Source organism: Phytohabitans rumicis, assembly GCF_011764445.1.
GTDB classification, from domain to species: domain Bacteria; phylum Actinomycetota; class Actinomycetes; order Mycobacteriales; family Micromonosporaceae; genus Phytohabitans; species Phytohabitans rumicis.
Genome location: NZ_BLPG01000001.1, coordinates 3635230 through 3656124 on the forward strand (window position 1 = coordinate 3635230; position 20895 = coordinate 3656124).

The 20895-nt window shown below is 71.3% G+C and carries 16 protein-coding genes and 1 pseudogene; 8 read left to right on the top strand and 9 right to left on the bottom strand.

The annotated features are described in order from the left end of the window. Nucleotides 1-96: 96 nt before the first annotated feature. From Prum_RS15955 to Prum_RS15975, 5 genes and pseudogenes are all read left to right on the top strand, one after another. On the top strand, nucleotides 97-2196 hold the full coding sequence (locus Prum_RS15955; protein ID WP_173077290.1) for a molybdopterin oxidoreductase family protein: 2100 nt from the start codon (nucleotides 97-99) through the stop codon (nucleotides 2194-2196). Then, nucleotides 2193-3623, top strand: coding sequence for an FAD-dependent oxidoreductase (locus tag Prum_RS15960; RefSeq protein WP_173077291.1), 1431 nt, complete (start codon nucleotides 2193-2195; stop codon nucleotides 3621-3623). The genes Prum_RS15955 and Prum_RS15960 overlap by 4 nt, the downstream gene beginning before the upstream one ends. After that, nucleotides 3620-6159, top strand: a pseudogene (gene nirB, locus Prum_RS15965) (nitrite reductase large subunit NirB). Before Prum_RS15960 ends, nirB begins: the two are co-directional and overlap by 4 nt. After that, on the top strand, nucleotides 6156-6497 hold the full coding sequence (gene nirD / locus Prum_RS15970) for a nitrite reductase small subunit NirD (protein ID WP_173077292.1): 342 nt from the start codon (nucleotides 6156-6158) through the stop codon (nucleotides 6495-6497). The pseudogene nirB and the gene nirD overlap by 4 nt, the downstream one beginning before the upstream one ends. Further along, on the top strand, nucleotides 6494-7582 hold the full coding sequence (locus Prum_RS15975; protein WP_173077293.1) for a uroporphyrinogen-III synthase: 1089 nt from the start codon (nucleotides 6494-6496) through the stop codon (nucleotides 7580-7582). The genes nirD and Prum_RS15975 overlap by 4 nt, the downstream gene beginning before the upstream one ends. Before the next feature lie 44 nt (nucleotides 7583-7626). Here Prum_RS15975 and Prum_RS15980 read toward each other — a convergent pair whose 3' ends face one another. The 4 genes from Prum_RS15980 to Prum_RS15995 are packed head-to-tail and all read right to left on the bottom strand — an operon-like array spanning nucleotide 7627 to nucleotide 12136. Next, nucleotides 7627-8253 carry a GTP-binding protein gene (locus tag Prum_RS15980; RefSeq protein WP_173077294.1) on the bottom strand — a complete coding sequence of 209 codons (627 nt, stop codon included), beginning with the start codon at nucleotides 8251-8253 and terminating at the stop codon, nucleotides 7627-7629. Beyond that, nucleotides 8234-8602, bottom strand: a complete 369-nt coding sequence (locus Prum_RS15985; protein WP_371871235.1) for a DUF742 domain-containing protein — start codon at nucleotides 8600-8602, stop codon at nucleotides 8234-8236. Before Prum_RS15985 ends, Prum_RS15980 begins: the two co-directional genes overlap by 20 nt. A gap of 58 nt (nucleotides 8603-8660) precedes the next feature. Next, the gene (locus tag Prum_RS15990; protein ID WP_173077295.1) at nucleotides 8661-9068 is read right to left on the bottom strand and encodes a roadblock/LC7 domain-containing protein; all 408 of its coding nucleotides are present in this window, start codon (nucleotides 9066-9068) and stop codon (nucleotides 8661-8663) included. Then, entirely contained in the window at nucleotides 9065-12136 is a 3072-nt protein-coding gene (locus tag Prum_RS15995; protein ID WP_173077296.1) for a sensor histidine kinase, read from the bottom strand. Before Prum_RS15995 ends, Prum_RS15990 begins: the two co-directional genes overlap by 4 nt. 445 nt (nucleotides 12137-12581) lie before the next feature. On the opposite strand from Prum_RS15995, the gene Prum_RS16000 reads away from it, so the two are divergent. Continuing rightward, nucleotides 12582-13748, top strand: coding sequence for an ABC transporter substrate-binding protein (locus Prum_RS16000; protein WP_173077297.1), 1167 nt, complete (start codon nucleotides 12582-12584; stop codon nucleotides 13746-13748). Between the two features lie 55 nt (nucleotides 13749-13803). On the opposite strand, the gene Prum_RS16005 is transcribed toward Prum_RS16000, so the two are convergent. Then, entirely contained in the window at nucleotides 13804-14631 is an 828-nt protein-coding gene (locus tag Prum_RS16005) for an ABC transporter permease (protein WP_173077298.1), read from the bottom strand. A gap of 77 nt (nucleotides 14632-14708) precedes the next feature. Continuing rightward, nucleotides 14709-15743 carry an ABC transporter substrate-binding protein gene (locus Prum_RS16010; protein WP_173077299.1) on the bottom strand — a complete coding sequence of 345 codons (1035 nt, stop codon included), beginning with the start codon at nucleotides 15741-15743 and terminating at the stop codon, nucleotides 14709-14711. A gap of 232 nt (nucleotides 15744-15975) precedes the next feature. On the opposite strand from Prum_RS16010, the gene Prum_RS16015 reads away from it, so the two are divergent. Then, nucleotides 15976-16905, top strand: coding sequence for an LLM class F420-dependent oxidoreductase (locus tag Prum_RS16015; RefSeq protein ID WP_173077300.1), 930 nt, complete (start codon nucleotides 15976-15978; stop codon nucleotides 16903-16905). Here the strand turns inward: Prum_RS16015 and Prum_RS16020 are convergent. Both Prum_RS16020 and Prum_RS16025 read right to left on the bottom strand, forming a co-directional pair. Beyond that, nucleotides 16902-17645: an ABC transporter permease gene (locus Prum_RS16020; RefSeq protein ID WP_173077301.1), complete on the bottom strand. Its 744-nt coding sequence runs from the start codon at nucleotides 17643-17645 to the stop codon at nucleotides 16902-16904. The two genes, Prum_RS16015 and Prum_RS16020, sit on opposite strands and share 4 nt — an antisense overlap. Further along, the gene (locus Prum_RS16025) at nucleotides 17642-18655 is read right to left on the bottom strand and encodes an ABC transporter substrate-binding protein (protein ID WP_173077302.1); all 1014 of its coding nucleotides are present in this window, start codon (nucleotides 18653-18655) and stop codon (nucleotides 17642-17644) included. Before Prum_RS16025 ends, Prum_RS16020 begins: the two co-directional genes overlap by 4 nt. A 57-nt stretch (nucleotides 18656-18712) precedes the next feature. On the opposite strand from Prum_RS16025, the gene Prum_RS16030 reads away from it, so the two are divergent. Continuing rightward, nucleotides 18713-19525 carry an ABC transporter ATP-binding protein gene (locus Prum_RS16030; RefSeq protein WP_173077303.1) on the top strand — a complete coding sequence of 271 codons (813 nt, stop codon included), beginning with the start codon at nucleotides 18713-18715 and terminating at the stop codon, nucleotides 19523-19525. A 161-nt stretch (nucleotides 19526-19686) separates the two neighbouring features. Here Prum_RS16030 and Prum_RS16035 read toward each other — a convergent pair whose 3' ends face one another. After that, nucleotides 19687-20874 carry a 4-hydroxybenzoate 3-monooxygenase gene (locus Prum_RS16035; protein WP_173077304.1) on the bottom strand — a complete coding sequence of 396 codons (1188 nt, stop codon included), beginning with the start codon at nucleotides 20872-20874 and terminating at the stop codon, nucleotides 19687-19689. Nucleotides 20875-20895 lie beyond the last annotated feature (21 nt).

The window sequence follows — 20895 nt, forward strand, 5'->3', positions numbered from 1 at the left end:
CCTGTCCCTCTTCTCGTCGGGGGAGTGAACGGGTCTTAGCAGGCTCGAAACAATCGGGACCCGGTTGCGAAACCGCATCTCGGCACGCTTTCCGGCATGACAGCGAGTGTGGAGGATGTGACGGCGACCCGAGAGGTCGCCACACATTGTCCCTACTGTGCGCTGCAGTGCGGCATGATGCTGCGGGCCACCCCGGCCGGCAGCGTGGAGGTTCACCCCCGGCAGTTCCCGACCAACCGCGGCGGGCTGTGCCAGAAGGGGTGGACCGCGGCGGAGCTGCTCGACCACCCCGACCGGCTGACCACACCCCTGGTCCGGCAGGACGGCGAGCTGCGCCCGGCCACCTGGGACGAGGCGCTCGACCGGGTCGCTACCGCCATCACGGGGATACAGGAGACGCACGGCAAGGACGCGGTCGCGATCTTCGGCGGCGGCGGGCTCACCAACGAGAAGGCGTACGCGCTGGGCAAGTTCGCCCGGGTGGGCCTGCACACGAAGAACATCGACTACAACGGCCGCTTCTGCATGTCGTCGGCGGCCGCGGCGGGCATGCGGGCGTTCGGCGTCGACCGAGGGCTCCCCTTCCCCCTGGCCGACATCGGCGAGGCCGATACGCTGCTGCTCGTCGGGGCCAACGTCGCCGAGACGATGCCGCCGTTCGCGCGCTACCTGACCGAGCAGAAGGAACGCGGCGGCACGCTCATCGTGATCGACCCGCGCGCCACCGCCACGGCCCGCCAGGCCAGCCTGCACCTGCAGCCGACGCCCGGCACCGACCTCGCGCTCGCCAACGCGATGCTGCACATCGCCCTGAGCGAGGGCTGGATCGACGAGGAGTACGTCGCGAGCCGCACCACCGGCTTCGACGACGTACGCCGCGTGGTCGCCAGCTACTGGCCGGCCCGGGTGGAGCGGCTGACCGGCGTACCCGTCGCCGACATGGAGGCGGCCGCCCGCGCGCTCGCCACCGCGGGGACCGCCATCATCCTCACCGCCCGCGGCGCCGAGCAGCACGCCAAGGGCGTCGACACCGTCACCGCATACATCAATCTGGGGCTCGCGCTCGGCCTGCCCGGACGGCCGGGGTCCGGCTATGGCTGCCTGACCGGCCAGGGCAACGGGCAGGGCGGGCGCGAGCACGGCCAGAAGGCCGACCAGCTCCCCGGGTACCGGAAGATCGACGACCCGGCCGCGCGCGCCCACGTGGCGGCGGTGTGGGGCGTCGACCCGGACGAGCTGCCCGGGCCGGGGCCCTCGGCGTACGAGCTGCTGGACTCGCTGGGCACGCCGGCGGGGCCGAAGGCGCTGCTGGTCTTCGGGTCCAACCCGGTGGTGTCCGCGCCGCGCGCCGCCCACATCGAGGGCCGGCTGAAGAGCCTCGACCTGCTGGTCGTCGCCGACTTCGTGCTGTCCGAGACCGCGGCGATCGCCGACGTGGTCTTCCCCACCGCCCAGTGGGCGGAGGAGGACGGCACGATGACCAATCTGGAGGGGCGGGTGCTGCGGCGCCATGCCCTCCGCAAGCCACCGCCAGGTGTGAGGACGGACCTGGCGGTGATTGCCGAGCTGGCCTCCCGGCTCGGCACCGGTGCACGGTTCACCACCGAACCGCGCGCCGTGTTCGAGGAGCTGCGGCGTGCCTCGGCCGGAGGCGCGGCCGACTACGCAGGCGTGACGTGGGAGCGGGTCGACGCTGAGGACGGCGTGTTCTGGCCGTGCCCATCGGTGGACCGGCCGGGCACGCCGCGGCTCTTCCTCGACAGCTTTGCCACCCCGGACGGGCGAGCCCGGTTTCTGGCGGTCGAGCACCGACCGGCCGCCGAGGAGCCCGACGCGGAGTACCCGCTGTACCTGACTACCGGCCGGGTGCTCGCGCACTACCAGTCCGGCGCGCAGACGCGGCGCATCGACCCGCTGCGCAAGGCCGCGCCGAACGCCTTCGTGGAGATGCACCCCGACCTGGCCGCCCGGCTCGGGGTGGACAGCGGCGACGAGGTCACGGTGACCAGCCGGCGGGGCCAGATGCGCGCCCCGGCACGGCTCACCGAGACGATCCGTCCCGACACCGTTTTCGCACCGTTCCACTGGGGCGGTGCGGCCCGGGCCAACTCACTGACGAGTGACGCCCTCGACCCGACGTCTCGAATGCCGGAGTTCAAGGTGTGCGCAGTCAGAGTGGAAGCAGCAACCACATGAGAGTTGTGATCATCGGGTACGGCATGGCCGGCAGCCGGCTGGCGGCGGAGCTACGCGACCGCGGTCCGGACATGAAGATCACCGTCCTCGGCGCCGAGCGGCACCGCGCGTACAACCGGATCATGCTGTCGAGTGTGCTCGCCGGCAAGGTGCGCGAGCGCGACGTGGAGATCACCGAGGCCGCCGGGCACGGCATCGACCTGCGCCCGGGCGTCACGGTCACCGCGATCGACCGCGCCGCGCGCACGCTCACGACCGACAACGGCGAGCAGATCGAGTACGACCACCTCGTGCTCGCCACCGGCAGCCGCGCGATCATCCCGCCGCTCGGGATCGACGCCAACGACCTGCCCGACCGGGTCGCCGTGTTTCGCACCCTCGACGACTGCCGGCGGATCCTCGCCACCGCGTCGGAGGCGCGCAGCGCCCTCGTACTCGGTGGTGGTCTGCTCGGCCTGGAGGCCGCGCGCGGCCTAGCGGCCCGGGGCCTGGATACCCAGGTCGTGCACGCGGTCGGCCATCTCATGGAGCGCCAGCTCGACCCCGCCGCGAGCGCGGTCCTGGTACGCACCCTGTCCAGCCTCGGCATCACCGCGCACCTCGACGCGATGGCCGCCTCGGTGTCGGCCGACGCCGGCGGCGTCACGCTCGGCCTGGCCGGCGGCCGCGAGTTGCGCGCCGACCTGCTCGTCGTCGCCTGCGGGGTACGGCCGGAGACCGGGCTGGCCGGCACGGCCGGGCTGACCGTGGAGCGGGGCATCGTGGTCGACGACCGGATGCGCACCAGCGACCCGGCCATCTCCGCGATCGGCGACTGCGCCCAGCACGAGGGCGTGGTCAGCGGCCTGGTGGCGCCGGCCTGGGAGCAGGCGCGGATCGTCGCGCGGGTGCTCTCCGGCGGCGACCCGCTCGCCCGCTACCGGCCCCTGCCGGTGGTCACGCGTCTGAAGGCCGCGGGCATCGACCTCGCCGCCATGGGTACGTCGGCGCCGACCGACGGCGCGGAGGAGCTGAGCTTCGCCGACCCGGTCCGCGGCACGTACGCGAAGCTGACGATCGTCGGCGAGCGGCTGACCGGCGCCATCATGCTGGGCGACAACCCGGCGGTCGGCACGGTGATCCAGCTGTTCGACCGCGGTACGCCGGTGCCGGTCGACCGCCGGGCGCTGCTGCTCGGCCGGGCGATCGGGATCCCGGCCGCGACGCAGGCGGAGTCGCCCGCCCTGATGCCGGACGCGGCCACGGTCTGCCAGTGCAACACGGTCACCAAGGGGACACTCGTGCGCTGCTGGCGCGCCGGTGCCCGGTCCGTCGACGACGTGGTCGCCGCGACTCGGGCCACCACCGGGTGCGGCACGTGCCGCGACGCGGTGGAGGGCATTGTCGATTGGCTATCCACAGTGGACTCGGCGGAGGTCGCCGCATGAAACACCTCGTCGTCGTCGGCAACGGCATGGTCGGTCAGCGCTTCGTGGAGGCGCTGCGTTCGCGGGACTCCGCGGGGCAGTGGCGGGTAACCGTGTTGGCCGAGGAGGGGCGCGCCGCGTACGACCGGGTGCGGCTGTCCGCCTTCTTCGACGGGGTGACCGCCGAGGAGCTCAGCGTGCACACCCCCGACGACGGGGTCGACCTGCGCCTCGGCGAGCCGGTGGTACGCGTCGACCGGGACCGCCGGGTCGCGGTCACCGGGGGCGGCGAGTACCCGTACGACGCGCTCGTGTTCGCGACCGGGTCGTACCCGTTCGTGCCGCCGGTCGACGGCGCCGACCTGACCGGCGTGTTCGTCTATCGCACGCTGGACGACCTGGAGGCGATCCGCGACTTCGCCAAGGGCAAGCGCACGGGCGCGGTGATCGGTGGCGGCCTGCTCGGGCTGGAGGCCGCCAACGCGCTGCGCCTGCTGGGCCTGTCCACGCACGTGGTGGAGTTCGCGCCGCGGCTGATGCCGGTGCAGGTGGACGAGGCCGGCGGCGCGATGCTGCGCCGGTATGTGGAGGATCTCGACGTCAAGGTGCACACCGGCACCGCGACGACCGCGATCCGCCCTCGTCAGGACGGTCTCGGCCGCCAGGCCGGAACCTCTGCCAGCACAGTGCATGGTCTGGTGCTCTCTGACGGGTCGTGGATCCAGGCGGACCTCGTGGTGGTGGCGGCCGGCGTCCGGCCCCGCGACGACGTGGCCCGCGACGCCGGCGTCGCGGTGGGCGAGCGCGGCGGCATCCTGGTCGACGCCTCCTGCCAGACCTCCGACGACCGGATCTGGGCGATCGGCGAGTGCGCGGCGGTCGACGGGCGCTGCTACGGCCTCGTCGCACCCGGGTACGCGATGGCAGAGGTGGTCGCCGACCGGCTGCTCGGCGGGCCGGCCACGTTCCCCGGCGCCGACCTGTCCACCAAGCTCAAGCTGCTCGGCGTCGACGTGGCCTCCTTCGGCGACGCGCACGGCACCACCGAGGGCTGCCTCGACGTCACGTTCACCGACCCGGCCACCCGCGTGTACGCCAAGCTGGTGCTCTCCGACGACGCCCAGACCCTGCTCGGCGGCGTGCTGGTGGGCGACGCGTCGGCGTACCCGACGCTGCGCGCGAGCGTGGGTGGCGCGCTGCCCGGCCCGCCGCTCGCGCTGCTCGCGCCCGCCTCCGAGGGGGCACCGGGGCCGGCATCGACGCCCTGCCGGGTACCGCGCAGGTCTGCTCCTGCAACGCGGTGACCAAGGACCAGATCATCGGCGCGATCCACGAGGGCTACACGGACGTGCCGGCCATCAAGGCGTGCACCCGCGCGGGGACGAGCTGCGGCTCCTGCGTACCGATGCTCAAGCAGCTGCTGTCCGTCGCCGGCGTGCAGCTGTCCAAGGCGCTCTGTGAGCACTTCGACCACAGCCGGCAGGAGCTCTTCGAGATCGTCCAGGTGCGCGGCATCCGCACGTTCTCCCAGCTCGTCACCGAGCACGGCCGCGGGCGCGGCTGCGACATCTGCAAGCCTGCGGTGGCGTCGATCCTGGCCTCGCTGGGCAACGGGTACGTCCTGGACGGCGAGCAGGCCAGCCTGCAGGACACCAACGACCACTTCCTGGCCAACATCCAGCGCGACGGGACGTACTCGGTCGTGCCGCGGATCCCGGGCGGCGAGATCACACCGGAAAAGCTGATCGTCATCGGCGAGGTGGCCCGCGACTTCAACCTCTACACGAAGATCACCGGCGGCCAGCGCATCGACCTCTTCGGCGCCCGGGTGGAGCAGCTCCCGCAGATCTGGCGCCGGCTGGTCGACGCCGGGTTCGAGTCCGGCCACGCGTACGGCAAGGCGCTGCGCACCATCAAGTCGTGCGTCGGCTCCACCTGGTGCCGGTACGGCGTACAGGACTCGGTCGGGCTCGCGGTCGCCCTGGAGCTGCGCTACCGGGGCCTGCGCGCACCCCACAAGATCAAGTCTGCGGTGTCCGGCTGCGCCCGGGAGTGCGCCGAGGCCCGCAGCAAGGACTTCGGCATCATCGCCACGGACAACGGCTGGAACCTGTACGTCGGTGGCAACGGCGGCTTCCGCCCGCGCCACGCCGACCTGTTCGCCAGCGACCTGTCCACCGACGACCTGGTCACGTACATCGACCGGTTCCTGATGTTCTACATCCGCACCGCCGACCGCCTTCAGCGCACCGCCGCCTGGATCGAGGCGATGGACGGCGGCCTCGACCACCTGCGCGCCGTGATCGTCGACGACTCGCTCGGGCTGTGCGCCGAACTCGACGCCGCGATGGCGCGCCACGTCGACCTGTACGAGGACGAGTGGCGGGCGACCATCGAGGATCCGGAACGGCTGCGCCGGTTCGCCTCCTTCGTCAACGCGCCGGACACCCCCGATCCGTCGATCAGCTTCGACGTCGAGCGTGGGCAGCCGGTCCCGGCTCTGGGCGAGCGCCGACCCGTGGCGCTCGGACTTCCGACCATAGGAGTACGCCCATGACGGACACTCTGGCGGCGCAGTGGGTCACGGTCTGCCCGTTCCCGAGGCTGGAGCCGGAACGCGGCGTGGCCGCACTGGTGGGCGGCGCCCAGGTGGCGATCTTCCGGACGCACGACGACGCGCTGTACGCCATCGACAACCGCGACCCGATCGCCGGCGCGTACGTGATGTCGCGCGGCATCGTCGGCACCCGCGGCGACGCCCCGACGGTGGCCTCGCCGCTGCACAAGCAGGTGTACGACCTGCGCACCGGCGAGTGCCTGGACGATCCCGAGGTGGCCATACGCACCTACCCGGTCCGGCTGCGGGACGGCTTCATCGAGGTCGCGGCCGGATGAGCGACGAGCTCTCTGGCTTCACCGTCGGGGTAACCGCCGACCGCCGCCGCGACGAGCTGGCGGCGCTGCTGGAACGGCGCGGCGCCCGGGTGGTGCTGGCGCCGGCGCTGCGCATCGTGCCGATCGCCGACGACACCGAGCTGCGCGCCGCCACCCGTGCCTGCCTGGAAACGCCGCCGGACGTGGTGATGGCCAACACCGGCATCGGCATGCGCGGCTGGCTGGAGGCGGCCGAGGGCTGGGGGCTGGCCGAGCCGCTGCGCTCGGTGCTCGGCGAGGCGTACATCGTGACCCGCGGGCCGAAGGCCCGGGGCGCGATCCGCGCCGCTGGGCTGCACGACGAGTGGTCGCCGGCGTCGGAGAGCTGCGACGAGGTCATCGCGCACCTACAGAGTCGCGGCGTCGCCGGCCAGGTCGTCGCGATGCAGCTGCACGGTGAACGCCAGCCGGAGTGCACCGCCGCCCTGGAGGCCGCCGGCGCGACGGTCATCGAGGTGCCGGTCTACCGCTGGGCGCCGCCGACCGACCCCGCTCCCCTGCACCGCCTGGTCGACCTGGTCACCGGCCGGCTCGTGGACGCGGTGACGTTCACCTCCGCGCCGGCCGTGGGTGCGCTGCTGCGCGCCGCCGGGGCGGGTGGCGACGCGGTCCTCGACGCGCTCCGCTCGGACGTGCTGGCGGCCTGCGTCGGCCCGGTCACCGCGGCTCCGCTGCGCCGCCACGGCGTACCGGTGATCGCGCCGTCCAGGGCCCGGCTCGGCGCGCTGGTCCGCACCATCGTGGACGAGTTGCCGCAGCGGGCGGTCAACCTCAAGGTGGGTGGCCACGTGCTGACGCTGCGCGGCCACGCGGCCGTGGTCGACGGCGAGCTGCGTCCGCTGGCGCCGGCGCCGATGGCGGTGCTGCGCGCGCTGGCGTCGACGCCGGGACGGGTGCTGTCCCGGGCCGCCCTGCTGCGTACCCTGCCCCGCGGCGCCGACGAGCACGCCGTGGAGATGGCCGTGGCCCGCCTCCGGGCCGCCCTGGGAGCCCCGGGCGTGGTCCAGACGGTGGTAAAGCGCGGCTACCGCCTACCGGTCGACTAGCTCGCCCGCCCGCCGCCGGCAGCGGCGGGCGTACGAAGTAGGGATCAGCCCACCGGGGTGGGCTGGCGGCCGCCACCACGCTCGGCGCGCAGGGTCACCATCGCGTGCTCGACGACGTTGACCAGCACGTGCTTGACCGAGTCGCGCTGCCGGGCGTCGCACATCACGAGCGGCACGTGCGGCGCGATCGCCAGCGCCTCGCGGATCTCCTCCAGCTCGTACTGCGGTGAGCCGTCGAAGACGTTCAGCGCCACCAGGTACGGCAGGTGCCGGTTCTCGAAGTAGTCCAAGGGCGCGAACGCGTCCGCGATCCGGCGGGTGTCGACCAGCACCGCGGCGCCGACGGCACCCCGGATGATCTCGTCCCACATGAACCAGAAGCGGGTCTGCCCCGGCGTACCGAAGAGGTAGAGGATCAGGTCTTCGGCCATCGTGATGCGGCCGAAGTCCATGGCGACCGTGGTCGTCTCCTTGCCCGGCACCTTCGAGGGATCGTCGATGCCCACACCCGCAGCGGTCATCACCGCCTCGGTGGTCAGCGGGGTGATCTCGGAGACCGCGCCGACGAGCGTCGTCTTGCCCACGCCGAAGCCGCCGGCGACCACGATCTTCGCGGAGGTGATCGCCTTGCTCCGGCGAGCCCCAGTAGGGCTATAGCCTGCGAAGTCCACTCAGCACCCTCTCAAGCAGTTCCATCCGCTCCTCATAGGCTTCGACCGGAGCGGCACTGTGCAGCGTTAGCAGACCTTCAGCCACCATGTCGGCGACAAGCACCCGCGCGACGCCCAACGGCAGGCGGGTGTAGGCCGCTATTTCCGCCAGCGACTGTGCGCGGTTTTCACAGACGGTGGCGATGCGGTGCTTGTCGTGGCCGGCGAACCGGGACTCCTGTACGGCGGCCGGGTCCGCCACGAGCACCGCCTCAAGGGCGATTTCGCGGCGGGGTTCGGTGCGCCCGCGGGTGACCGCATACGGTCGGACCAGCGCGCCCCTTGGGTCTTCTCGCGGTTGGTCCACCATGACGCGGTCACCTCCTTCCGTAGTCGTCCCGGTGTCACCGTCATTATCTACTTAGGACCTAGCGGGCGACGGCCTCCCGGGTCGCCGGCGACAGCGCCGCCCCGACCCGCTCGACGAGAAGCGCCATCTCGTATCCGACCTGACCCACGTCGCAGCTGCGCGCCGCGAGCACGGCCATCGAGGAGCCGTCGCTGATCGACATCAGGAAGAGGTAGCCGCTGTCCATCTCGATGACGGTCTGCAGCACGCTGCCGGCGCTGAACATCCGGGAGGCGCCATCGGTCAGGCTGACCACGCCGGAGGTGATCGCGGCCAGTTGATCAGCCCGGTCGGCGGGCAGGTCCCGCGAGGACGCGAGGAGCAGGCCGTCGGCCGACACCGCCACGACGTGGGCGATACCCGCCACGCTGTCGGCGAAGTTGCTGAGCAGCCAACCCATGTCCTGCATCGCTGCTGGCCTCGTCATCCGCTGGTCTCCTTGGTAGAGGTAGAGCCGTTCTGGTCGGTACCGGCCGCCCGGCCGCGCTGCACCCCCCGGTGATACGCCGACAGCAGGCCGCGAACCTCGTCCGGGGTGCGCCGGGCGCGATCCCGGGCGGCCTTCGTGTCGACGCCACCGGGCACGAGCTGTGCCTGGGGCACCCGCTTGGGCAGGCCGGACCGCGTCTGGCCCGCGCTGGCCGGCTGAGCGGCCCGCTCAGCCAGACGCCACCCTTCATCCGCGGCGGTACGCCACGGCTCGTCAGTGGCGCTCCTGGGGCGCGGAATGGCCGCTTCTACGGGCTCGCTGGGCGGCGGCGGCGCGGGCGGCGGAACGGCTGCTGCCGGCACCACCGGCGGCGCGTACGCGGCCGGCGGCGGGGCGGGTGTCCTGGTGGGCAGCGATCCGCCCATGGAACCGCCGCCCATCGATCCGCCGCGGGTGCCGGACGACGCCGCGGGGGCGTATCCGGTGCCGGCGCTGGCGGCGACCGGGCTCGGGGCGCTCACCGGGGGCGGCGGCGACGCGTAGCCGTCCGCCGGCATCTTGAAGATCTCGGTGGAGGCCGTGCCGTGCGACCGGAACCAGACCGCCTCCATCTCGCGGTAGATCGGCACCTCGCCGCCGTCGTCGGGGCGCGGCACCACACCCGGGGAGCCGGCCACCGGCCCCGACGGCAGGCCCGAGGGCGGCAGCACGGCCGGCGTCATCGGGTGCGCGGTCGCCGGGATCACCGGTGCGTCGGGCCGGCGCAGCGGCGGCGGCGATGACTGCACCGTCGGGTACGCCACCGTGGGGCTGCCGATCCCGGCCTGCGCCGCGGCTGAGCCGGCTAGGGACTGGCCCAGCGTCGGGAACGCGCTGGTCTGCGCGCTCGCGTTGACCGGGACGGCGCTGTCCCACTGCGCCGGCGCCTTGCCCAGCCAGGGGTCGGACAGGGTCGCCGACGACGTACGCCCCGCGGGCGTCATCGGCTGCGGCCACCCGCCCGACTGGGTGCCCACGTTGGCGGTCGGACCGGTCTCCACGGCCAGCGGCGAGCGCGGCCGGGTGAGCACCTGCTCGCGGGTCCGCGGCTTGGGCAGCACGACGATCCCGCTCGGCAGCGTCACCTGCGCGACCGTGCCGCCCTCCACATTGGGCCGCAGCTCGACGCGGATGCCGTACCGGGAGGCGAGCCGGCCCACCACGGCCAGGCCCATCAGCCGGAACGCGGCCACGTCGACCGCGGGCGGCTGGCCCAACCGGTGGTTGAGCGCGTCCAACTGCTCCTCGGTCAGGCCCAGGCCCCGGTCTTCCACCTGGATCAGCACGTAGTCCCGGATGCGCCGGGCGTCGGCGACCACGACCGTGTTGGGCGGGGAGAACCGGGTGGCGTTGTCGAGCAGCTCGGCGATCAGCCGTACGACGTCGTTGACCGCGTGGGCGGCGATCGAGATGTCGGTGTCGACCGTGCCGAACTCGATCCGGTTGTAGAGCTCCACCTCGGACTGGGCGGCGCGCAGCGCGTCCACCAGCAGCGCGTCGTCGCGGCGCGGGGCGGTGGAGTCGGCGCCGGCGAGCACCAGCAGGTTTTCGTCGTTGCGGCGCATTCGGGTGGCGAGGTGGTCCAGCTGGAAGAGCTGGGCCAGTCGCTTCGGGTCCTCCTCGCCGCGCTCGATCATGTCGAGCTCGCCGATCATCCGGTCGACCAGCGCCTGACTGCGCCGGGCCAGGTTGAGGAACATCGCCGAGACGCTGGTCCGCAGGGCGGCCTGCTCGGCCGCGATCCGGACGGCTTCCCGGTGTACGACGTTGAACGCCTGTGCCACCTGCCCGACCTCGTCGCGGTTGGGCAATCGGATCGCGTCGCGCACTTGTCGCACGATCTCGTCAGGCCCGCCCTCACCGATGCTGCGTACGTCGCGGAGCTGAGCCACGGCTTCGGGCAGGTCCCGGTTGGCCACGGCGAGCGCGCCCTCGCGGAGCCGGCGCAGCGACTGGTTGAGCGACCGGGCCAGCACGACGGCCAGCGCGATAGCGATGAAGAGCGTGATGACGACCAGGATCGACTCGACGACGGCCTGCCGGACGACGGCCGCGCGGACGTCGTCGGCGTTGGCGAGCGCGTTCTCTTCGAGCTTGATCTCGGCGAAGCGCATCAGGTCGACGACCGCGTTGATCGACCTGCGCGCGTCGTCCGCGCTGATCAGTGGCCGCTGGCCGATCGAGCGGGTCACCAGGGCCTCGTTGGAGGAGGCCAGGTTGATCGCGTCGCCGGTGACCGTGGCGTCCGCGATGGCCTTCTGGGTGCCGTTGGCGACCAGGCCGAACGCCTGCTGGGCGGACTCCTGCCCGGTCAGCGTCGCGACGAACGAGTTGAGCTGCTCCTCGCCGAGCACGTCGCCGGGGACCAGGGCGGCGTAGACGACCGCCTCCTCCTCGGCGGTGGCCGCCTTGGCCTTGGCGAACGCGTCGAGGGCGCGCAACTCCTCGGCCAGGTTGCCCTCGCCGGCCAGCTGGCCGAGCACCTCGCCGTACGACACGAGGTCGGTCAGGATGTTGCCGTAGCGCAGCACCGCCTCGCCCACCGACCGCTGCTGGCGGGCCTGCATGTTCTGGCGCAGGCCGTTGAGGGCGGCCAGGTGCTGGTCGATCTCGTCCAACCGGCTCTCGACCGACGCGGGCACGTCGCTGAGGTCCTCGCGCTTCGCCGTGTACGCCGCGATCCGCTCGTCGGTGCGCCGGATCGCGTTGTTGTAGTCGTCCGCCTTGCTGTTCTGCACGGCGAGGAAGGCGGCCGCCGACATCCGCTCCTTGTGCATGTCCTGCGTGAGGGCGGCGACGTCCGCCGACAGCGCGGTCAGGTCGCGGATGAGGCTGGCGTCGTAGGCGCCCCGGCCGACGTCGACCAGTCGCACCGTCGCCAGCGCGAGTACCGCGGCCACCGGCACGACCAGGATCAGCGCGAGTTTGGACCTGATCCGGGCGTCCCGCAGGCGCGGGAACCACCGGCGCGCAGCACGTCGGGCCTGCACACCTTTTTCGGGCAGGGTCGTAGGTCCGGTGCTCACGACATCGCCTCCGTCGTTGTCTCCACGTGCGACCCGCCGGCCGGCTGCCTGAGTGCAGCGACTAGCGCCGCACGCGGCACGGCCGCGATTTCACCAGAAGGAGGACCCCCTTGGGAAGCCTCAGTCAGGCAGGAAACGGTCGCACCGTCCCCAATGCCCACGCCGCTCACTCCGCCCCTTCCCGTCGATACTCCCGTGACCAGGGCAAACACCGGTATAGTAGCCATTGATGTCCGCAAAGTTAACGCGCATAAACTTTGCCGGTAACCACTATGTGGGACAACTGTCTCGTGGAGCACCTTGCCTCCCCGCTTGACCCCAGCGCCCGCCATTGGCATGGTTTTCCAGGTTCCACATCACTCCGCGCACACACCGTACGGCAGGCTCCGCGCGTCACTCCACAGGGGACTGACTCTCGCCGGAGCCGTCCACCTGGAGGACTAAGTTGAGGTCCATACGCTCCGTGGCGCTCTCGGCGCTCACCGCAGCCACCTTGGTCCTTTCGGTGTCCGCCTGCCAACTCGGCGACGAGGCGGGGGACACCGAGGAGATCATCATCGGCGCCGACCTGGAGCTGTCCGGGCCGACCGCCACCATCGGCCAGGCGTACCAGCGGGCGCTGGTGCTGAAGATCGACCAGGTCAACGACTCCGGCGTGCTCGGCAACCGGAAGTTGAAGCTGGATGCCAAGGACAACCGCTCGGATCCGAGCCTGTCGCTGAGCAACGTCGGCGAGTTCGCCAACAATCCGAAGGTCGCGGCCGTCGTCATGGGCGTCTGCGGGGATTGCGTGGTGGGCGCCGCCAAGACGTTGAACGACCGCAAGATTCCGACCATCGCGCTCGCTCCGGCCAGCAACGTGGTCACGCCTGTCGCCGAACGGCGCTGGATCTTCAAGGTGGCACCGAACGCCGCCGACAGCGCCGCGGCCCTCACGTCCGAGCTGCAGAACGCCGGCAAGAAGACGGTCGGGCTGCTCTACAGCGACGACGCGTATGGCAAGGAGGGCCGGGCCGCGCTGGAAGACGCGCTCCGCAAGGCCGGGATCGAGGTCGTCGCGGCCGGGCAGGTCAAGAGCACCGACACCGACGTGAGCCAGCCGATGGCGACGATCCTGGCGGAGCAGCCGGACGCGATCGTCGTGTGGACGTTCGCCGACCAGGCCAACCTCGCCGCGGCGAGCGCGCGCCAGGACGACTACCAGGGCAGCCTGTACTTCGACGCGGCCGCCGCCGGCGACCTCTTCCTGTCCGGACAGGCCGCCACCAACGGCGCGACCATGATCTTCACCCAGACGATGGTCATCGACGACGTCATCGCCACCACGCCGGCGAAGGCCGCCCGCAAGCAGTGGTTCCGCGACTACACCGCCAAGTACGGCAGCTACTACGGCTTCTCGTCGTTCGCGGCGGACGCCGTGCAGATGGTCACCAACGCCTTGCAGGGCGCCACGACCGTCAACCGGGACAGCGTCCGGGCGATCCTGGAGACCTCGCAGTTCGACGGGATCTCCGGGCCGATCCGCATCACCCCGGACAACCACTCGGGCCTGATGCCGCAGGCGCTCACCGTGCTCGTGGCCCGCAGCGGCCGCTGGCGGCTGGCCGGCTAAGGAACAAACCGACATCCGGGTACGGCGGTGCGCCGTACCCGGATTTCCTTATTACTTACCGTTCAGTAGTGGCCCGCACCCACGGGAGCAGCAGGCGCTCGGCGCCGACCACGACGTAGTAGAGCGCGATGGTCGTGCCGGCGATCAGCACGAAGGCGCCGAAGGCGGTCGCCGAGTCGCCCTGCCCGAGGGTCTGCAGGATGATCGAGCCCAGCCCCGGCCGGGCGGCGTCGCCGGCCTGGAACTCGCCGATGACCGCGCCGACCGACGCCAGCGGCAGCGCGAGCTTCAGGCCGATGAACAGCTGCGGAAGCGCGGACGGCAGTCGTACCTTGACGAACATCTGCCGGCGGGACGCGTCCAGCGAGCGGGCCATCTCGGCGAGCTCGGACGGTGTCCTGGTCAGGCCGGTCACGGTAGCCAGCACGACGGGGAAGAACGACATCACGAAGATCATGAACTGGATCGGCGGCTGGCCCCAGCCCAGCCAGGCGACGAGCATCGGGCCGAAAGCGATCTTCGGTACCGCGTTGATCGCCACCAGCAGCGGCGAGAACATCCGTTCCAGGACCCTTGAGCCGGCCAGCACGAGTCCGATCAGGAACCCGGCGGCCGACGAGATCAGGAAGCCGACCACCACCTCCAGGGAGGTCACCAGCGTCCCCTTGAGCACGAAGTCGCGGTTGGTGTTGAAGTTTCGCAGCACGTCCTGCGGCGGTGGCAGCACCACCGGGTTGGCCCAGCGGAACACGCTCGTGATCAGCCACCACACGAAGACCGTGACGACCAGTCCGGCCACCGGGTAGACGACCCCGGGCAGCCGTACCCGGGTCCTGACCGGCGGCGCCGCGACGGGTGCCGGGGCGACGGACGTCTCGTTCATGTCAGGCTCCTTGCTGCGCAGATGTCCGGGTGTGGCGGCCGGTTCCGGCCGCCACACCCGCCTCGCCGTCCGAAGGACTATGCCTTCGGCGTCAGGTCGACGGAGATGATCTGCTCCGGGGTCAGGCCGGCCGGGACCTGGCCCGCGCCCTGCAGGATCGCGATGCTCCGCGCCACCCGCTGGGTGTCGATCGTGCCGATCTTCTCACCGCTGCCGGCGGACCGGACGAACGCGCCCATCAGCTCCAGTTCGGCCTGGGCCGCGACCGGGTTGGCGGTCGGGTCCTTCGCCTTCAGGATGTCGGCGGCCTCCTTGGGGTTGGCCAGCGCGTACTCCAGGCCCTTCAGCAGAGCCGCGGCGAACGCCTTGACCTGGTCGGGCTTCTCCTTGGCGTTCTTGGTCGAGGTGACCAGCACGTTGCCGTAGAGGTCGGTGAGGTAGTCGCTGTACGGCAGGAAGACCGGGGTCTTTTTGGTGACCGCGGCGATGGTCGGACGGCCCACGACGAACTGCCCGATGCCGTCGACCTTTCCGGACCCGAGCGTCGCGATCAGCGTCGCCGCCTCGCCGTCCTGCCACTTGACCTTGTTGTAGTCGATCTTCGCCAACTTGGCGTACGTCGGGAAGAGGTTGCGCACCACGGACCCGGGGGTGTCGGCGAGCGTCTTGCCCTCCAGGTCCTTCGGGGTCTTGATGTTCTTGTCCTCGGTGGTGGCGATGGCGGCCATCGTGCGCTGCTGGATCGCGGCGACCGCCGTGAAGTCCTTGACGCCCTTACCGAGCTGCAGAAGGCCACCGGTGAGGTCGATCGGGGTGTAGTCGGCCTTGCCGCTCACGATGGCGGTGATGTTGCCGCCGGTCCCCTGGCCCTTCTGGACGTCGACCTCGAATCCGGCGTCTCGGAAAAATCCCTTTTCGAGCGCGACCCAGGCGTACGAGTCGCGGCCAAAGTTGCCGAACGACGTGAGGTACGTCACCTTCACCGGTGTGCCGTTGGCGGCGGCGTTGTTGCCGCCGCCGGTCTCCTCGGGCTCGTCAGAGCTGCAGCCCGCCACCACGGCCAGCGCCGTGGCCAGCGCGGCTGTCGCAAACGTGCGGGTAAGCCTTCTCATGAACACTGTCCTTCCCAACTGGAGGGGTTCGTTGAGAGCCTTCGACCTCGTGGTCGAGGGGAGACCACGATGCCGCTTCATGAATGTCCGCGGCACAGCGTAGGCGAAAGGCTAGTTTGCGACGCAAGGCGTATCCGGTTACGAACCGATCCCGGACGGGGTATCGCGGCGTAACGGGATCCCGATAGCCTGACCGCGACCAATCCCCCACCCTTCCCGACAGGCGGTCACCGTGCGGGTCAGCGTCTTCACCGAGCCACACCGCGGCGCCACCTACGACGACCAGCTGCGGCTGGCCCGGCTCGCCGAGGACAGCGGCTTCGAGGGCTACCTGCGCGCCGACCACTACCAGGCGATGGGCGCCGAAGACGGGCTGCCCGGCCCGACCGACGCCTGGATCACGCTGGCCGGGCTGGCCCGCGAGACCAGCCGGATCCGCATCGGCACGCTGGTCACCTCGGTCACGTTCCGCCTGCCCGGGCCGCTGGCGGTCGCCGTGGCCCAGGTCGACCAGATGAGCGGCGGCCGGGTGGAGCTGGGCATCGGCAGCGGCTGGTACGAGCGCGAGCACACCTCGTACGGCATCCCGTTCCCGCCCGTGGCCGAGCGCTTCGACCGGCTGGCCGAGCAGCTGGCCGTCATCACCGGGCTGTGGTCCACCCCGGTCGGCGAGCGCTTCAGCTTCAAGGGCGAGCACTACCAGCTGGCCGACGCGCCGGCCCTGCCCAAGCCCGTGCAGCAGCCCGGACCGCCGATCATCGTCGGCGGGCGCGGGCCCAAGCGCACGCCGGAGATCGCCGCGCGGTACGCCGACGAGTTCAACATGCCGTTCAAGAGCGTGGCCGAGAGCGCGTCGGCGTTCGAGCGGGTCAAGCGGGTCAGCGCGCGGATCGGGCGCACCACCCCGTTGGCCCTGTCTGCCGGCATCGTCGTGGCGATCGGCCGCACCGACGCCGAGGCCCAGCGCCGGGCCGCGCCGCTGCACGCCAAGAGCGCGCTCCCGCCGGAGGACCCGGTGGTCGGCTCACCCGCGCTGCTCGTCCAGCGGATCGGCGAGTTCGCCGAGGTGGGCGTCACCCGCGTGCACTTGCGGATCATCGAGATGGACGACCTCGACCACCTGGAGCTGATCGCGTCCGAGGTGCTTCCGCAGCTGGGTTAGCCAGTCGTCTCGCGTACCCACGGCAGGAGCAGCCGTTCGACCACGACGACCGCGTAGAACAGCACGATGCTCATCGCCGCGAGGAGCACGATCGCGGCGAACGAGACCGCGGTGTCCGACCCGGCCGTGTAGATGACGAAGCCGAGCCCCGAGGTCGAGCCGAAGAGCTCCGCGATGGCCGCGCCGATCACGGCGAGCGGCATCGCGGTCTTGAGGCCGACGAAGATCTGCGGCAGCGCCGCCGGCAGGCGCACCTTGGCGAACGCCTGCCAGCGCGACGCGGACAGCGACCGGGCCAGCTCGGCCAACTCCGCGGGTGTCCGGGTCAGGCCGCCGACCGTGGCCAGCACGACCGGGAAGAAGCACATCAGGACCACCATCACCACCTTCGGCGCCTGGCCGAAGCCCAGCCATACCGTCAGCAGCGAGCCCAACGCCAGCTTGGGTACGGCGTTGAGCGCCACCAGCGACGGATACATGGCCTCCTCGATCCAGCGCGAGCTGGCCAGGGCGGCGCCGATGAGCACGCCGGCCACCACCGCCAGCGCGAACCCGGCCAGCGTTTCCAGCAGCGTCACCCAGGTGTTGTCCGCCAGGTACCCCGGCAGCCGGCCGAACACGGCGGCCACCTCCCGGGGCGTGGGCGCCACGTACGACTGCACGTCGAACGCGACGATGACCAGCCACCACAGCGCGACGGTGGCGCCGGCACCGGCGAGCGGTAGGAGGATCCTTCTCAAGCCTTCGGCGCCAGGTCGAACGACACCACGTCCTCCGGCTTGACCGCGGTCGGGATCACGCCGGCGTCCTTGACGACCGCGATGTTCTTGGTGACCCGGTCGAGGTCGAGGGCGCCCACCACGGCGCCGCCCTTGACGTACGGGGCCATCAGGGTCACCTCGGCGGCGGCCACCGGCTGCGGCTGGATCTTCTGGTACTTGGCGTAGATCTGCCCGGCCTCGGCGGGGTTGTCGATCGCGTACGCCAGGCCCTTGAGCATCGCCTGGTTGAAGCGCCTTATCCGGTCGGGATCGTCTTTCGCGGACTTGGCGCTGACCGCCAACCCGTTGCCGTACAGGTCCGGCAGGAAGTCGCTGAACGGCAGCACGACCGCCTTGCGACCCTTGGCGGCCGCCTCGATGCCCGGCGTGCCCACCACGAACTGGGTGGCCGCGTCGATGCTGCCGGCGGCCAGGTTCTGCCCCATCTGCTGGGCCGGCACGTTGACCCACTGGATCTTCGAGCCGTCCACGCCGGCCTTGCTCGCGTACGCGTCGAACAGCGTCTTGACGACCCCGCCCGGGATGTACGCGATGCGCTTGCCGGCGAGGTCCTGCGGCTTGGCGATGCCGCTGCCCTCCAGCACCATGAGGCAGGCCAGGTTGCGCTGGTGGATCGCGCTCACCACGGTGAAGTCGGTGAACGTGCCCTTGCCGTACTCGATGAGGGCCGCGGTGATGTCCACGATGGCGAAGTCGGCCTGGCCGCTCTGCAGGAGCTGGAGGTTCTGGTTGGTGCCGTTGCCGGGCTTGACGTCCACATCGAAGCCGGCCTCCTGGAAGAAGCCCTTCTCTTTTCCGACGTAGACGTACGCCTCGCGGCCCTGCACGCTGACGCCGGTGAGGTAGGTGACCTTTTCCGAGCCGGTGGCATCCGCGGTCGGTTGATCGCTTTCGCTGCTGTCTTTGCCGCAGCCGACGGCCAACGCCAACACCATGACGGCCGCCGCGGTCACCCGCTTGATAGACATCGATGCACGCTAGCGGGAGGAATGCCAAGATCGGAACTCTTCCCGTAACCTGGCACCATGATTCGACTGGCCGGCGTGTCGCAGACGTTCCAGGCGCGTTCGGGCGCCGTAGAAGCGCTGCGAAACATCAACCTGACCGTCAGTGAGGGCGAGTTCGTCGCGGTCATCGGCCGCTCCGGATGCGGAAAGTCCACCCTGCTGCGGCTCGTCGCCGGCCTCATCGCGCCGTCCAGCGGCGAGGTGTCGGTCGGCGAGACGCGGGTGACCAAGCCGCGCAAGGACGTCGCCATGATGTTCCAGCGGCCGGCCCTGCTGCCCTGGCGTTCGGTGCTCGACAACGTGCTGCTGCCGGTGGAGATGTTCGGCTGGAAGCGCGCCGAGCACCGCCAGCGGGCCGAGCAGCTGCTCGACATGGTCGGGCTGAGCGAGTTCCACAAGAAGCAGCCGCACGAGCTCTCCGGCGGCATGCAGCAGCGGGTCGCCCTGTGCCGCGCGCTCATCCAGCGGCCCAAGGTGATGCTGATGGACGAGCCGTTCTCCGCCCTGGACGCCCTCACCCGCGAGGAGCTCTCCGGCGAGCTGCAGCGCGTCCACATGGAACTCGGCGCCACCACCGTCTTCGTGACCCACTCGATCGACGAGGCCGTGCTGCTGGCCGACCGGGTCCTGGTGCTCAGCCCGCGCCCGGGCCGGCTGCGCCGCATCGTCGACGTCAACATCCCCCGGCCGCGCACGCTCGGGCACAACGCGTACCTGGAAGAAGTGGCGCGGTGCAGCGCCGAGCTGCACGAGCTGCTCTTCGCGCCGGACGGCCCACCGCCGGCCCCGCCGTCGACGCCGGCGCCCCGGATGGCCCGCGAGAAGGTTTAGGGCGTGCCTGGTGGATCTTGTGGGTGCGAGGCGAGGTCCAGGCGGCGTCCGGTGGTGCCGGGCGGAAGGTCGCATACCGGTGTTGTATGCGGCCTTTCGACCGGTGCCACCGGTCGTCGTCTGGGCCCGCCGCAGCCCCACAAAGATCCGCCAGGCACGCCCTAACCCAGGCCGGCCATCATCTCGGCGAAGCCGGCGGCCGCCGTGGGCGAGGAGAAGAGGCGCTCCAGCCGCGCCCTCGCCAGCTCCCGCCGGAACGGCCCGTTGACCGAGGCATCGCCCGAGTCGTGCAGCATCTCCGTCATCCAGCGGGAAAACTCCTGGTAGTTCCAGGTCCGCCGCAGGCACGTCGCGGAGTACGCCCGCAGCGGCTCGCCGTCGCCGTCCCGGATGGCCGCGCGCAACCCGCTGGCGAGCACGTCGGCGTCGGCGAGCGCCAGGTTCATCCCCTTGCCGGCCATCGGCGTGATGATGTGCGCGGCGTCCCCGACCAGGAAGAGCCGCCCGTACGCCATCGGGTCGACCACGAAGCTGCGCATCTCGACGACGCCCTTCTCGGTGATCTCCCCGGCGGGCAGGCCGCCGTCGCCCAACCGCAGGCGTATCTGTGTCCAGATCCGCTCGTCCGTCCACTCCGCCAGGTCGTCGCCCGGCCCGCACTGCAAGTAGAACCGGCTGGCCCGGGGGCCCCGGGGGAAGTGCGCCGCGAAGCCGTGCGTGCTGACCGCGAAGAGCGGATGGCGCGGCGGCGGCACGTCGGCCAGCACCGTGAACCAGCCGATCCCGTGGTCCAGGGTGTACGCCGTAAGCGCGTCCGCGGGAACGCTCGGGCGGCAAACCCCGTGGAACCCGTCGCACCCGGCCACGAAGTCGCACTCGATCTCGTGCGCGGCGCCGGCCGGATCACGGTAGGTGACCGACGGGCGGGATCCCTCCAGGCCGTGCAGGGCCACGTCGAGCGCCTCGAAGCGCAGGTCTCCGCCGTCCTCCAGCAACGCCGCCATGAGCCGCTGCACCAGGAACTGCTGCGGCAGGATGTGGTTGTGCCGGCCGCCCGCGAGCGCGGCGACATCCAGGTACCGGGGCACCCCGTCGAGCCGGAACTCGTAGACACCGTCCACCCTGGCGTCCATCAAAACCCGGCCGGCCAGGCCCCATTTCTCCAGCATGCGGCCCGCGTGGTGGTCCAGCACGCCGGCGCGCTGCCGGCTCTCCACATAGGACCGGCTCTGCCGTTCCAGCACCACGCAGTCGATGCCGGCACGGCCCAGGAGATTGGCCAGCGTCAGCCCCGCCGGGCCCGCGCCGACGATCGCCACCGTGGTTTTCTCGCGTACGTCGTCAGCCATCGATGACGACCTTAGGGCTGA